Raw genomic sequence first — 12,203 nt, 5'->3', positions numbered from 1 at the left:
GCCACGGGCGGGCGGCCAAGCCAAACTTTTGTTTGCGGTCGTTCCGGCTTTAATCGAGGTCCGCAAGACGGAAAATACCGTCGGTCGAGACCCCTGCCAGCGCGTCGGCGACGCGCCGGCCGGCGATGACGCGGTCGGGAACGATCTCGGCCAGCGGCACCAGCACGAAGGCGCGCTCGAACCAACGCGGGTGCGGCAGCGTCAGTTCCGGCTTGTTGAGTGTGACGTCGTCATAGGCGATCAGGTCGAGGTCGAGGGTGCGCGGACCCCAGCGTTGCTCGTTCTTGCGGTCGCGGCCGAACTTGGCTTCGATCTTGTGCAGCGTGAACAGCAGCGCGTGCGGATCGAGGCTGGTGTCGATCTCGATGCAGGCATTGACGAAGCTGTCCTGCTGCGCCTCGCCCCAGGGCGGCGTCGAATAGTCCGACGAGCGCGCCAGCAGCGCGGCCTGCGTCATGCCGCAGATATTGGCGATCGCCTTGCGAAACGTGGTGCGGACGTCGCCGACATTGCCGCCAAGTGCGATCAGGACGTCAGCCATCGGCTTAACCGTGCGGCGGCGGATGCCGCGAGCGGGTCAGCACCACGCCGACATCCTCGAAGATCGCTGCGATCGGCGCGTGCGGCTTGTGCACGGTGACCTTGACCGCCCGGACGCGCGGGAAGCTCGTGAGGATGTCCTCGGCCACCGCGCCGGCGGCGCGCTCCAATAGCTTGTAATTGGTGTTCTTGAACGCCGATGTCGCGGTCGCCACCACGTTGGAATAGGACACCGTGTCGGAGAGGCGATCCGTGCGCGAGGATTCCGAGAGGTCGGTATAAAGCTCGAGGTCGATGACGAAGCGCTGCCCGACTTCGGTCTCATGTTCCATCACGCCATGGCGGGCATGGATGACGATCCCGGTGATGAAGATCGTGTCGGTCATTGCTGTCCCTCGATTGCCGCGGCCACAAGCAGCGCCTGAACGGTTTCGGCGACGTCATGCGCGCGGATGATGCGGGCGCCATTCTGTGCGGCGATCAGATGCGCGGCGAGCGAGCCGCCGATCCGCTGTTGCGGCTCCGAAGCCACGACCGTGCTGATGAAGCGCTTGCGCGAGGCGCCGACCAGCACCGGCAGACGGAACGCATTGAGCTCGGCGAGCCGCGCCAGCGCGATCATGCTCTGCTCCGGCGTCTTGCCGAAGCCGATGCCGGGATCGAGCACGATCCGGTCGGGTGAAATTCCGGCGCCGGCCGCGATTGCGAGCGAGCGGGTGAAGAAGGCGGCGATGTCCTGCATGATGTCGATCGCCGGATCGGCATGCTCGCGGTTGTGCATGATGATCACGGGCACGCCGCGCGCCGCAATCAGCGGCGCCATCCCGGCATCGCGCTGCAGGCCCCAGACGTCGTTGGCGATGGCAGTGCCCTGGTCGAGCGCCCAGGCCACGACCTCGGATTTCATGCTGTCGATCGAGACCGGCACGCCGAGCGCGACGACCTCGGCCAGCACCGGCTTGAGCCGCGCAATTTCGGCCTCGGCGGAGACCGGCTGCGAGCCATAGGGGCGGGTGGATTCCGCACCGATATCGATGATGTCGGCGCCCTCGGTGACCAGCCTGCGCGCCTGCGCCAGCGCCTGTTCGGGCGTGATGAACTGGCCGCCGTCGGAGAACGAGTCCGGCGTCACGTTCAGGATGCCCATCACCGCCGGACAAGGCCGCGACAGCAGTGCCGGCAGCGCCGCTGATCCGGCCGGGCCGGTCGCCGCCGATGCTATGGGCCTGGTTGCCATCATGCGGTGGCTTTGCGCTGACCGCCGCGGCAAGTCAAGATGTCGCAGCGATGCGTACCGCCGGCGGCCGCAGGTGCGGTTAAGGCAGGCTAATAGGTGATCTCAGTAGGTGATCTTGGGAGGCAGCTTGCGTGCCTCTTCGATCAACAGCTCGACCGACTTCTCCGAGGGCATCACCCGGACGAGCTTACGCCGCACATTGGCGTCCTTCATGCTCTGCGCCAGCCGCGACGGGTTGCGGTGCGCGAGCTCACGCACGGTGGTGACGCCGGCGGCGCGGACCAGGCCGACCTTGGCCTTGCCCATCCCGGGAATCCGCATGTAGTCGGAGATGTTGGCCCATTCGAGCAGTTGTTGTTCGCTGATCCCGGTCTTGGCGGCGAGCGCCTTGCGTCCCTTGACGGTGCGGGCGGCTTCAAGCAGCGCGTCGGTCGTGCGGATACCCTGCGATTTCAGTTTGTTGGCGCAATAGGCGGACAGGCCTTCGATCTCGGAGAGGGGGTATGTCATGATACTCGTATGCAGGTAGAAGGGAGCGCACGTGCAAGGGCGTTGCGAGGAGTGCTTCAGGCAAACTGGCTGAGGCCCGGTGTCCCCGAGATGATCTCGCCCATTTGATCCGCTCCGATTTTGTCGCGACCGAACCTGAAAAGTTCACGCGCAACGTTCTGAATCTCACTCATGCTCAGTCCGAGTGCCATCAGCCGGGTGCCGACAGCCATCAGCCCGCCGCCCATCAACCGCGATAGGCCACCGCTGTTGTTGGAGGAAGCGATTGCCGCTTCGGCGCCGGGGATTTGGTCGATCAGAGCCTGGACCTTGTCGGAAGGTCCCTCGTTACGGAGGAAACCCAGAACGATGCCGATGGTTTTTTCAGCGACAGCGCTATCGATGCCGGCCTTCGCGGCCAGCTGTCCAACCAATTCGTCCATCTTGCCCCGCCTCAACCGGACTTTGCCGGATCTTCCTTGAGGATTTATCTTGAGCGCCTGTGCCACGAAATTCAAGCGATCCGCGCATTTCAGTTCGTATTCTTTTTCGATCGCGACGTGACTGTGGCCTCGCTGCAAGAGTGAGCGGCGGATTCACACCATCTTGTCGCAATGCGCAATGCCTTTCGTCACTTTGCCGGGAATAAAATTCGAGGAACTGTCGGCGCGACAATATACGTCGGCATCCGCTGACGGTTTCAATCGGCCCGCAAGATGCAATATGATGGCATCGGTTCGATGTTCGAACCGGGTGCGATGATCGAAACGATCCAAATCTGCGCGATAGAGGCGAAGCGATGGCGACCTCCGACAACAAGTTGGCCGATACCGACGAGAAGATCTTTATCGGCAAGGGCGAGGAGACAGCCTGGCTGACGCTGGCGCTGGCCAACCGGCACGGCCTTGTCACCGGCGCGACCGGGACCGGCAAGACCGTCACGCTGCAAGTGATGGCGGAAGGATTTGCCCGCGCCGGCGTTCCGGTCTTCGCAGCAGACATCAAGGGCGATCTCTCCGGTATCTCCGAAGTCGGCGAGGCCAAGGATTTTATCCTGAAGCGCGCCCAGGAAATGGGCTTGACCTTCCAGCCCGACCAGTTCTCGACCGTGTTCTGGGATGTGTTCGGCGAGCAGGGCCATCCGGTGCGTGCCACCGTCACCGAAATGGGACCGCTGCTGCTGTCGCGGATGCTCGATCTGAACGACGTGCAGGAGGGCGTGCTCAACGTCGCCTTCCGCGTCGCCGACGAGAACGGCCTCACGCTGATCGACATGAAGGATCTGCGCGCTTTGCTGGATGCGATCGCGCCCGACGGCAGCAAGAAGGGCGCCGACGACGGTGAGGATCCGCTGGCGCCGATCCGCAAGGCCGCGCAGAGCTATGGCAACGTGTCCAAGGCGACCGTCGGAACGATCCAGCGCCAGCTCCTTGTGCTCGAGAACCAGGGCGGTGCGAAGTTCTTCGGCGAGCCGGCGCTGACGCTGAAGGATTTCATGCGGACCGACCGCGACGGCCGCGGCATGGTTAATATCCTGGTCGCCGACAAGCTGATGCAGAGCCCGCGGCTTTACGCCACGTTCCTGCTCTGGATGCTCTCGGAATTATTCGAGGAGCTGCCGGAGGCCGGCGACCTGCCGAAGCCGAAGCTGGTGTTCTTCTTCGACGAGGCGCATCTGTTGTTCACCGATGCGCCGAAGGCGCTGATGGACAAGATCGAGCAGGTGGTGCGGCTGATCCGCTCCAAGGGCGTCGGCGTCTATTTCGTCACCCAGAATCCGATCGACGTGCCGGACAAGGTGCTGGCGCAGCTCGGCAACCGCGTGCAGCACGCGCTGCGCGCCTTCACGCCGCGCGACCAGAAGGCGGTCGCCGCCGCCGCGCAGACCTTCCGGCCCAACCCGAAGCTCGATACCGCGCGGGTGATCATGGAGCTCGGCAAGGGCGAGGCGCTGGTGTCGTTCCTCGAAGGCGCCGGCACGCCGTCGATGGTCGAGCGTATCATGGTGCGGCCGCCGTCGGCGCGGATCGGGCCGATCACGCCGGAGGAGCGCAAGGCGATCATGGATGCGAGCCCGGTGAAGGGCAAATACGACACCGCGATCGATGCGGAATCCGCCTACGAGATCATCCAGAAGCGCCTGTCAGGGGCGGCGGCTCCGGCGGACGGTGCGGGCGGCGGCGAAGGCGGCGGCATCCTCGGCCACATCGGCGCCATTGCCGCCACGATCTTCGGCACCAACGTCAAGCGCGGCCGGCTGTCGACCGGGCAGGTGATCGCGCGCAACGTCACGCGCTCGGTGACCGACAAGGTGATCGGCGGCGTGGCCGCGGATCTCGGCAAGTCGGTCGCTGGTTCGATGGGCGGCTCGATCGGCCGCGCGCTGGTGCGCGGCGCGCTCGGCGGAATTCTGCGCAGGTAGCATCGCGACGGTCTCTTCGGAATGGGCGACCGGCTTTGCCTCAGGCGGCCGGCGCGCTACAACGTCGGCAATGTCCAAACAAAAGGATATGAGCGATGTCCAACGCCAAGCTGCAGCCCGTCCTCGACCGCATCGATGCCGATTTCGACAACAGCCTCGAGCGGCTGTTCACGCTGCTGCGGATCAAGTCGATCTCGGCCGATCCGGCCTTTGCCGATGACTGCAAGGCGGCTGCCGATCATCTCGCCAAGGATATCGCAACCCTCGGCTTCAAGACCGAGGTGCGGCCGACCGCCGGACATCCGGCCGTGGTCGGCAAGCTGAACGGCTCGACCGACGGGCGCCCGCATGTGCTGTTCTATGGCCACTACGATGTGCAGCCGGTCGATCCCCTGAATCTCTGGCACCGTCCGCCGTTCGAGCCTGTGGTGACCGACCATGCCGACGGGCGCAAGATCATCGTCGCGCGCGGCGCCGAGGACGACAAGGGGCAGTTGATGACCTTCGTCGAGGCGTGCCGCGCCTGGAAGAATGTGACGGGATCACTGCCGGTCGACATCACCATCGTCATCGAAGGCGAGGAGGAGATCGGCTCGAAGAATTTCGTGCCGTTCCTTGAGGCCAACAAGGCCGAGCTCAAGGCCGACTTCGCATTGGTCTGCGATACCGGCATGTGGGACCCCAACACGCCGGCGATCACCACCTCGCTGCGCGGCCTGGTCTACGACGAGGTCAAGATCAAGGCCGCCAATCGCGACCTGCATTCCGGCGTGTTCGGCGGCGGCGCGCAGAACCCGATCCGCGTGCTGACGCGGATCCTCGGCGGCCTGCATGACGAGAACGGCCATATCACCATCCCCGGCTTCTATGACGGCGTGAAGGATCTGCCGCCGGACATCCTGGCGCAGTGGAAGCAGCTCAATCTGACGCCGGACAGCTTCCTCAAGCCGATCGGCCTCTCGGTCCCCGCCGGCGAGAAGGATCGGCTCCTGATCGAGCAGATCTCCTCGCGGCCCACCTGCGACATCAACGGCATCGTCGGCGGTTACACCGGCGAGGGCTCCAAGACGGTGATCGCGGCCGAGGCGTCGGCGAAGGTCTCGTTCCGTCTGGTCGAGGGACAGGATCCTGAGAAGATCCGCCAGGCGTTCCGCGATTACGTCAAGGCGCGCCTGCCGGCGGACTGCAAGGCCGAATTCACCGATCATTCCTCTGCGCCGGCGATCGCGCTCGACTGGAACATGAAGCCGCTCGCGGCCGCCCGCCGCGCGCTGACCGACGAATGGGGCAAGGAGGCGCTGTTGATCGGCTCCGGCGCCTCGATCCCGATCGTCGCCGACTTCAAGAACACGCTCGGCCTCGATTCAGTGCTGGTCGGCTTCGGGCTCGACGACGACAACATCCATTCGCCGAACGAGAAGTACGATCTCAAGAGCTACCACAAGGGCATCCGCTCCTGGGCCCGGATTTTGGCGGCATTTGCCGAAGCCAAGTAGGCCGCAAGTCCATGTAGCCCGGATGCAGCGAAGCGAAATCCGGGATAGTTGGTCCGCGGATGCACTGCCCCGGATTGCGCTGCGCTCCATCCGGGCTACGGAAGAGGATGTCGAACGTGAAAACGCCGCCCGTAATTGGGCGGCGTTTTGATTCAGGTCGTGCAGAGGGTGTTGGCGACTAGCTTACCCGAAGATTGTGAAATTTCAATCGCGGTAGCCGGGATTGACCCGGTCGAGCTTGCGCAGCAGCGGCGGCCAGACCAGCTGGGTCGAGCGCAGTTCGGCGCGATCGGGGTTGGAGAGCAGCTCGGTGTTCTTGTCGATCGCGAGCTGGTCGACCGGATAGGCGATCGGTCCGAGCGCGCGGGTCGCCACCTGCATCGAGCAGGCGCGCTCCAGATGGTACATCCGCTCGAAGGCGGAGGCGACCGAGCGGCCGACCGTCAGCGTGCCGTGATTGCGCAGCAGCATGTGGTTCTTGCTGCCGAGATCGCGCTGCAGGCGCGGACGCTCGTCGTGATCGAGCGCGATGCCCTCATAGTCGTGATAGGCGAGGTCGTGGGTGACGAGCTGCGCGGTCTGGTTCAGCGGCAGCAGCCCGTCGGGGCCGCTCGACACCGCGGTGCCGTCGACCGTATGCAGATGGAGCACGCAGCCGGCGTCCTCGCGCACCTCGTGGATCGCCGAGTGGATGGTGAAGCCGGCCGGGTTGATGCTGTAGTCGCTCTTCGAGAGCTGGTTGCCGTCGAGGTCGACCTTGACCAGGCTCGACGCGGTGATCTCGTCGAACATCAGCCCGTAGGGGTTGATCAGGAAGTGATGCTCCGGGCCCGGCACGCGGGCGGAGATGTGGGTATCCACCAGGTCGTCCCAGCCATAGAGCGCGACCAGCCGGTAGCAGGCGGCGAGATTGATCCGCTGCTCCCATTCCGCCGCGCTCATATCCGACGGCACTTCCTTCAGGCGCGCTTCCGCTGGCGACATGGCCGATGCTCCATTGATGTTGTTGCTTGATCCAAGCGTAGCGCCGCCGCCCGAGCGCAGCAAGGCAGTAACGGCGTGTCAGTCATGTCGGCATGCGGCCCACGATCCGAACCGCGGTTCTCGGTGGGCAGCCGCGCGATGCGCTACGGCGCCGGGATCGCCAGCAGGCTCGAGATGCTGCGGCCGCGGATGTCGTAGACGCGGGCGAACACGACGTCGTCGCGCTTGATCTCGACCATCACGGGCGCGGCCAGGCCCTTGCAGTAGAACTCGCCGAGCGTCATCGCGAAATCGGCAGCATTGCTGTCCCAGCCGATCGTGAAGTCGGGCCCGAGCGCGACCTGCGCGGGGCGCTGCGGTCCGCACACCGCGACCTTCCACTTGCGGTGCTGCGGCGGCACTTCCTGCCGCTCCGCCAGCTGCTCGCGCAGCCCGTCGGAGGCCTGCTTCAGCGCCAGGCCCCAATAGTCCAGCATGAAGAAGTTGTCGGCCGTCCGCACCGTGCCGGCGATGTGGTTGAAGTGCGTATATTGATACGGATGCAGGCGGATCATTTCGCTGAGCGGCAGCAGCAGGCCGAATGCGAACACGGCGAGCGCCGCGGGCTGCCAGGCACGGCGGTTCTCGCCGAGCCAGTCCATGAAGCGGGCGAACGCGACGCCGGCCAGCACCGCCATCGGCGGGATCACGAAGATGAAGTGGCGGATGCCGTTGTAGAGCGCCGGCCGCTTCACCATTGCGATCACCAGCGGCAGCGTCGCCGCCAGCGTCAGCATCAGCATGATCGACTTGCGCTTCGCGGGCACATCGTTGCGCGACAGCGACGTGAGAGTGGCGATGACGGCCGCGGTCAGCAGCACCAGCAACACTTCGGGAAGCTGCAACGCGAACAGGGTCGGCAGATAGGACCACGGCATGTCCGGCACCGACACCAGCGCGCCGTCGAACATCTCCTTCCACGGTTTCTCGAAGAAGTGCGAGAAATAGGTCACCGCTTCCAGCGGATGGCCGGGCTCCATGATCGACCACGGCCAGATCAGGCCCATCACGAGATAGCCGAGCACAAGCCCGGGCAGCAGCACATAGACGACATGGGCAAAGCGGTGGGTCGCCTCGCGCGGGCCCTGCATGCGGAATTCGTCGATGAAGAGCGGGAGAAAGCCGATCACTGCGTAGATTAGAGCGAGCCCGCCGAGCACCCGGCAGCCGATCGACAGGCCGGCCCCGAGGCCCACGATCAGGATCGTGCGCGGCGAGGGTGCCGGATATTCCTCGATCAGGCGGACGAGGCCGAGGATCAGCACCACCATCGCCACGGCGAACGGCGCATCCTTCGGATTCATGAACATGTGGCCGTAGAAGGTCGGGCAGAGCGCCAGCAGCAGCAGCGCCGCCAGCCCCGCCAACGGACCGCCGACGCGGCGCGCCAGGCGCCACGTCACGGCAAGGCCGATCACGCCGACGATCGCGCCGAGCAGGCGGCGCGTCTCGAACAATTCGAGCGGAATGACCTTGTGCAGCAACGCCGCGGCCATATCGAAGCCGCCGCCGTACATATAGAGGTTGGCGAATGACAGCGCGCCGGTGTCCTTGAACCCGGACTCGTACATGCGCAGCAGCAGGTCGGCGTATTCAGCGTGGGTGTAATCGTCCCAGCCGAGACCGTAATCGCGGAACGTGAGGCCGGCGACCACGGCGACCACGCCGAGGACGAGGAAAGCGAGATCGTCGCAGGTCTTCTCCACCGAGCGCCGCGCAGGCGCCTCGAGGGCAGACGTCGTAATCGATGACATAGCTAGTGATACCGGCGTGCCTTTGGGCCCAGATTGGCGCTTTAGGGCCTCATTCCCCGGCATCCATAGCGCAGTTCCGTTTCCGAGTAATTGGTAATTGTGGCGTAATTTCCCAGATGCGTTGCAATAAATTGGCAGCAATTCGTCGTCAGTAAATCTACGGGAGCGGTGCCGCGACGCGGCCGTTGGGATCGCAGTCTGGAGCGGGCCGCGCCGGTTAAGCGGGATTTTAGGGAACTCTGCCTACAATTGGCGGTTGGCGGTGTGGGCAATATGACGGTATCGTGGCGTTGGTGGCCTGCGCCGGTTTTCGGTTGGGTCTCCCGGGGGTTAGTTCGATGAAGGTTGGTCTGTTGGTCGTCGGCGCGGGCCTGGTTGTGATCGGCCTGGCGGCGGTCGTCCTGGGAATCCCCTACAAGGAATTCAGCGTCGGCAGCACGTTGATCTCGACTGGCGTGACCGGTGTGTGCACGGGTGCGATCGTGCTGGCGCTCGCTGCCGTGCTGCGGGAACTGCAGGTCATCGCCGCGCGGCTTGAACCCGCTGCCGCGGGGGGGCGGTCGGAACTCCCGCCACTGCCTGCAACTTTCCCGCGCAATGGCCCCGACGATCCGGTTTTCCCGCCGCCGCGCGAGCCCAAGGTCGCCGCGCCCCCGCCGGTGCCGCCATCGGCCCCCGCGGCGGCGCCGCCCTGGCACGACGAAATCGCCGCGCGGAGCACGCCAGGCGAGGTGCCGCCGCCCGTGCCCGGCGCGGCGCCCGCGGACGGTGCGGCGCCGCCGAAGCGCCGCAACCTGTTGTTCTCCTCCTCGCGGAAGGAGCGCGAGCGGACGCAGACCACCGAGCCGCTGACGCCGGACCTGTTGTCGCCGGAACTGCGTCCGAAGCCGGCGGACGAAGCGGGGCCCGCAACATTCGACGATGCCTGGCCGAAGGCCGACCGGCCGCGGTCGGTCGACGTCGCGCCGCGGCGCACGCCCCGGCCATCCACCTTCGGCGAGACCCAGCCGTCGGCTGGGTCGCCGTCATCAGGCCATCCGCCGTCACCCCAGGAGCAGCCCCCGGTGACCGTGCTCAAATCTGGCGTCGTGGACGGCATGGCCTATTCGCTCTATTCGGATGGATCGATCGAGGCGCAGATGCCCGAAGGCATGATGCGGTTTGCCTCGATCGACGAGCTCCGCTCGCATCTGGAGCAGCGGCCTTAGGATCCGCGGCTCCGCGCAAATACTTGCGAGCGGCGGGCTCGAGCCCGGAAACATAGCCGTTCTTGTCAGGTTTGCTGCAATCCGCTCATATTCGCGAAGTAGTACGCGATTCCATTTATGTATTGCTGCACGTGGATACTGCCTGGTGGGCGCCGGGCGGTCGAGAGCACGGGGAAGATTTCATGTCCGATACGTCAGGCAAAACGCCGGTCGAACTGACCGCCAACATCGTTTCGGCCTATCTCAGCAACAATCCGACGCCGGCTTCGGACATTCCGAATTTGATCAGCCAGGTTCATGCGGCCCTGCTGCGGGTGTCGAGCGGGCGCAATGATACGCCGAGCGAGCCGGCCAAGCCTGCGGTGTCGATGAAGAAGTCGATCACGCCGGAATACCTGGTGTGTCTCGAGGACGGCAAGCGCTTCAAGTCGCTCAAGCGCCATCTGCGTACCCAGTACAACATGACGCCGGAGCAATACCGCGACAAATGGGGCTTGCCGGCCGACTATCCGATGGTGGCGCCGAACTATGCTGTGGCCCGGTCGCAGCTCGCCAAGAAGATGGGACTTGGCCAGCAGGCGCGGAAGCGGAAGTGACAGAGCATTTTCGAGCGAAGTGGATACCGGTTCGCGTGAAGAAAATGCGTCAATCTAAAATCTAGAGCCCGTTCCGATCAAATCGGAATGGGCTCTACGCGGCGGACGCCAGCGCCTCGCGTGCATCGTTGCGGATGCGATCGACCATCGAGCGCAGCCCGTTGGAGCGCTGCGGGGTCAGGTGGTCGCGGAAGCCGAATTCATCGAACAGCGCCAGCGCATCGGTGTCGAGGATCTGCTTCGGCGTGTGCCCGGAAAACAGCGTCAGCACGATCGCCACCAGGCCGCGCACGATGTGGGCGTCGCTGTCGCCGATATAGATCAGCCGCGGTTCGCCGTTGGCATCGCGCTCGAGCCGCTTCGACAGCCAGACCTGGCTGACGCAGCCCTGCACCTTGTTCTCGGCCGAATGCTCCGCCTCGGACAACGGCTCGAGCGTGCGGCCTAGCTCGATGACGTAGCGGTAACGGTCGTCCCACTCGTCGAGCAGCGCAAAATTGTCCCGGATTTCGTCGATCGTCGTCATTCGTGGCCCGCGTCCTGTCCTTGACGGCTTATATAGGAAGGCGGACCGCGAAAGCGATGAAAATGGAACCGGTTCCCGGTTGTTTTGACGCGTTTCAACGCGAACCGGGATCACTGCGCTCGAAAACGCCCTGGTTTCCCCTCAGGGCATCGGCGGCAGGCGGAATTCGATGGCCTGGTCGTCCGCGGTCAGCGTGTCGCGGGATGTGTCGGCTGGATCGCTATCCGTGCCGATCGAGCCGGTGTGGTCGGGCGGCTTCTTGTCGGTGATGATCTTATAGAGCTTGCGAGCCCCGTCGGTCGCGCGCTGGCCGATCGCGGTCGCGGCCTGGCCACCGACTTCACAGGCGGAGGGCTGGCGCTTGCAGAACTGGCCCATGTCGTTGATCGTCGCGGTCGCGGCCGACACCGCATCCGATGCGCTGACCTGCGGCGCCTTGTCCGCTTCAGGTGTCTTGTCTCTCGGCAGCAGCACGAGCACCAGCCCGAGCCAGAATGCCATACGCAGCAGGAAGAACATGGCGCGATCCCGGTCGTCTATCTTGTCTTGCTTCTTGCGCGGTCGATGCCGCTATTGCCCTCAGGGTTAGCATCGGTCGATAAATCGGAAGTATCTGCATTGAAGTAAATCCGCCGAAAAATCGCGGAAAATCCGCCTGAATTGATTCGCCGTAAATTTTCGATTGATGGCCGTGCTGGCGCCGGATGCGCGCGGCCGCGGCGCGTCCACCATTTCGAAACCATAGATCGCCGCACCCGGAAACCAGCCGTTCACCATCCCCGACAAATGAGTGGTGAACAGCTGCGACAAACCCTCGTCAATGCATGGTGTTTGGCAGCAGGCCGCCCCGCCTTAGCGTTCGCTTAAGTTCGCTCTGACACGTTGGCCTGCAATCACGAAGGAGGCGTTCCG

The 12,203-nt window shown here is 64.6% G+C and carries 14 protein-coding genes; 4 read left to right on the top strand and 10 right to left on the bottom strand.

Annotated features, from left to right (window positions below; translation table 11 throughout):
* Positions 1 to 49: 49 nt before the first annotated feature.
* The 5 genes from folK to BRSPCE3_RS04535 form a co-directional block, all read right to left on the bottom strand.
* On the bottom strand, positions 50 to 541 hold the full coding sequence (gene folK, locus BRSPCE3_RS04555) for a 2-amino-4-hydroxy-6-hydroxymethyldihydropteridine diphosphokinase (protein ID WP_244064488.1): 492 nt from the start codon (positions 539 to 541) through the stop codon (positions 50 to 52).
* 4 nt (positions 542 to 545) lie between these two features.
* Positions 546 to 926: a dihydroneopterin aldolase gene (gene folB / locus BRSPCE3_RS04550; RefSeq protein WP_244064486.1), complete on the bottom strand. Its 381-nt coding sequence runs from the start codon at positions 924 to 926 to the stop codon at positions 546 to 548.
* Entirely contained in the window at positions 923 to 1,780 is an 858-nt protein-coding gene (folP, locus tag BRSPCE3_RS04545) for a dihydropteroate synthase (RefSeq protein WP_375709857.1), read from the bottom strand. The genes folB and folP overlap by 4 nt, the downstream gene beginning before the upstream one ends.
* 99 nt (positions 1,781 to 1,879) lie before the next feature.
* Complete coding sequence (locus tag BRSPCE3_RS04540) at positions 1,880 to 2,287, bottom strand: DUF4332 domain-containing protein (protein ID WP_244064485.1); 408 nt, start codon at positions 2,285 to 2,287, stop codon at positions 1,880 to 1,882.
* Between the two features lie 56 nt (positions 2,288 to 2,343).
* Positions 2,344 to 2,709: a DUF2267 domain-containing protein gene (locus BRSPCE3_RS04535; RefSeq protein ID WP_244064483.1), complete on the bottom strand. Its 366-nt coding sequence runs from the start codon at positions 2,707 to 2,709 to the stop codon at positions 2,344 to 2,346.
* A 356-nt stretch (positions 2,710 to 3,065) separates the two neighbouring features.
* Between BRSPCE3_RS04535 and BRSPCE3_RS04530 the strand changes: the two genes are divergently transcribed.
* Positions 3,066 to 4,688, top strand: coding sequence for a helicase HerA-like domain-containing protein (locus BRSPCE3_RS04530; protein ID WP_244064482.1), 1,623 nt, complete (start codon positions 3,066 to 3,068; stop codon positions 4,686 to 4,688).
* 95 nt (positions 4,689 to 4,783) lie between these two features.
* Positions 4,784 to 6,184: a M20/M25/M40 family metallo-hydrolase gene (locus BRSPCE3_RS04525; protein WP_244064480.1), complete on the top strand. Its 1,401-nt coding sequence runs from the start codon at positions 4,784 to 4,786 to the stop codon at positions 6,182 to 6,184.
* A 204-nt stretch (positions 6,185 to 6,388) separates the two neighbouring features.
* Here BRSPCE3_RS04525 and BRSPCE3_RS04520 read toward each other — a convergent pair whose 3' ends face one another.
* Both BRSPCE3_RS04520 and BRSPCE3_RS04515 read right to left on the bottom strand, forming a co-directional pair.
* Positions 6,389 to 7,168, bottom strand: a complete 780-nt coding sequence (locus BRSPCE3_RS04520; RefSeq protein WP_244064479.1) for a class II aldolase/adducin family protein — start codon at positions 7,166 to 7,168, stop codon at positions 6,389 to 6,391.
* A gap of 143 nt (positions 7,169 to 7,311) precedes the next feature.
* Positions 7,312 to 8,961, bottom strand: coding sequence for a glycosyltransferase family 39 protein (locus BRSPCE3_RS04515; protein WP_244064478.1), 1,650 nt, complete (start codon positions 8,959 to 8,961; stop codon positions 7,312 to 7,314).
* A 338-nt stretch (positions 8,962 to 9,299) separates the two neighbouring features.
* On the opposite strand from BRSPCE3_RS04515, the gene BRSPCE3_RS04510 reads away from it, so the two are divergent.
* Positions 9,300 to 10,169, top strand: coding sequence for a DUF308 domain-containing protein (locus BRSPCE3_RS04510; RefSeq protein WP_244064476.1), 870 nt, complete (start codon positions 9,300 to 9,302; stop codon positions 10,167 to 10,169).
* Positions 10,170 to 10,351: 182 nt separating this feature from the next.
* The gene (locus tag BRSPCE3_RS04505; RefSeq protein WP_244064475.1) at positions 10,352 to 10,765 is read left to right on the top strand and encodes a MucR family transcriptional regulator; all 414 of its coding nucleotides are present in this window, start codon (positions 10,352 to 10,354) and stop codon (positions 10,763 to 10,765) included.
* A gap of 94 nt (positions 10,766 to 10,859) precedes the next feature.
* Here the strand turns inward: BRSPCE3_RS04505 and BRSPCE3_RS04500 are convergent, their stop codons facing one another.
* From BRSPCE3_RS04500 to BRSPCE3_RS04490, 3 genes are all read right to left on the bottom strand, one after another.
* Entirely contained in the window at positions 10,860 to 11,291 is a 432-nt protein-coding gene (locus BRSPCE3_RS04500) for a SufE family protein (RefSeq protein ID WP_244064474.1), read from the bottom strand.
* A gap of 141 nt (positions 11,292 to 11,432) precedes the next feature.
* Positions 11,433 to 11,810 carry a DUF5330 domain-containing protein gene (locus BRSPCE3_RS04495; RefSeq protein ID WP_244064473.1) on the bottom strand — a complete coding sequence of 126 codons (378 nt, stop codon included), beginning with the start codon at positions 11,808 to 11,810 and terminating at the stop codon, positions 11,433 to 11,435.
* Between the two features lie 66 nt (positions 11,811 to 11,876).
* Complete coding sequence (locus BRSPCE3_RS04490) at positions 11,877 to 12,101, bottom strand: hypothetical protein (RefSeq protein WP_244064472.1); 225 nt, start codon at positions 12,099 to 12,101, stop codon at positions 11,877 to 11,879.
* Positions 12,102 to 12,203: the final 102 nt, after the last annotated feature.

This window comes from Bradyrhizobium sp. Ce-3, from assembly GCF_022835695.1.
Taxonomy (GTDB): Bacteria; Pseudomonadota; Alphaproteobacteria; order Rhizobiales; family Xanthobacteraceae; genus Bradyrhizobium.
The sequence above is the reverse complement of the archived record's forward strand: the minus strand, read 5'-3'. Positions and strand labels throughout refer to the sequence as shown.

Excerpts from the sequence above, each read along its gene's own strand:
- folK (WP_244064488.1), bottom strand. The coding sequence starts at position 541 with ATGGCTGACGTCCTGATCGCACTTGGCGGCAATGTCGGCGACGTCCGC.
- folB (WP_244064486.1), bottom strand. The coding sequence starts at position 926 with ATGACCGACACGATCTTCATCACCGGGATCGTCATCCATGCCCGCCAT.
- folP (WP_375709857.1), bottom strand. The coding sequence starts at position 1,780 with ATGATGGCAACCAGGCCCATAGCATCGGCGGCGACCGGCCCGGCCGGA.
- BRSPCE3_RS04540 (WP_244064485.1), bottom strand. The coding sequence starts at position 2,287 with ATGACATACCCCCTCTCCGAGATCGAAGGCCTGTCCGCCTATTGCGCC.
- BRSPCE3_RS04535 (WP_244064483.1), bottom strand. The coding sequence starts at position 2,709 with ATGGACGAATTGGTTGGACAGCTGGCCGCGAAGGCCGGCATCGATAGC.
- BRSPCE3_RS04530 (WP_244064482.1), top strand. The coding sequence starts at position 3,066 with ATGGCGACCTCCGACAACAAGTTGGCCGATACCGACGAGAAGATCTTT.
- BRSPCE3_RS04525 (WP_244064480.1), top strand. The coding sequence starts at position 4,784 with ATGTCCAACGCCAAGCTGCAGCCCGTCCTCGACCGCATCGATGCCGAT.
- BRSPCE3_RS04520 (WP_244064479.1), bottom strand. The coding sequence starts at position 7,168 with ATGTCGCCAGCGGAAGCGCGCCTGAAGGAAGTGCCGTCGGATATGAGC.
- BRSPCE3_RS04515 (WP_244064478.1), bottom strand. The coding sequence starts at position 8,961 with ATGTCATCGATTACGACGTCTGCCCTCGAGGCGCCTGCGCGGCGCTCG.
- BRSPCE3_RS04510 (WP_244064476.1), top strand. The coding sequence starts at position 9,300 with ATGAAGGTTGGTCTGTTGGTCGTCGGCGCGGGCCTGGTTGTGATCGGC.
- BRSPCE3_RS04505 (WP_244064475.1), top strand. The coding sequence starts at position 10,352 with ATGTCCGATACGTCAGGCAAAACGCCGGTCGAACTGACCGCCAACATC.
- BRSPCE3_RS04500 (WP_244064474.1), bottom strand. The coding sequence starts at position 11,291 with ATGACGACGATCGACGAAATCCGGGACAATTTTGCGCTGCTCGACGAG.
- BRSPCE3_RS04495 (WP_244064473.1), bottom strand. The coding sequence starts at position 11,810 with ATGTTCTTCCTGCTGCGTATGGCATTCTGGCTCGGGCTGGTGCTCGTG.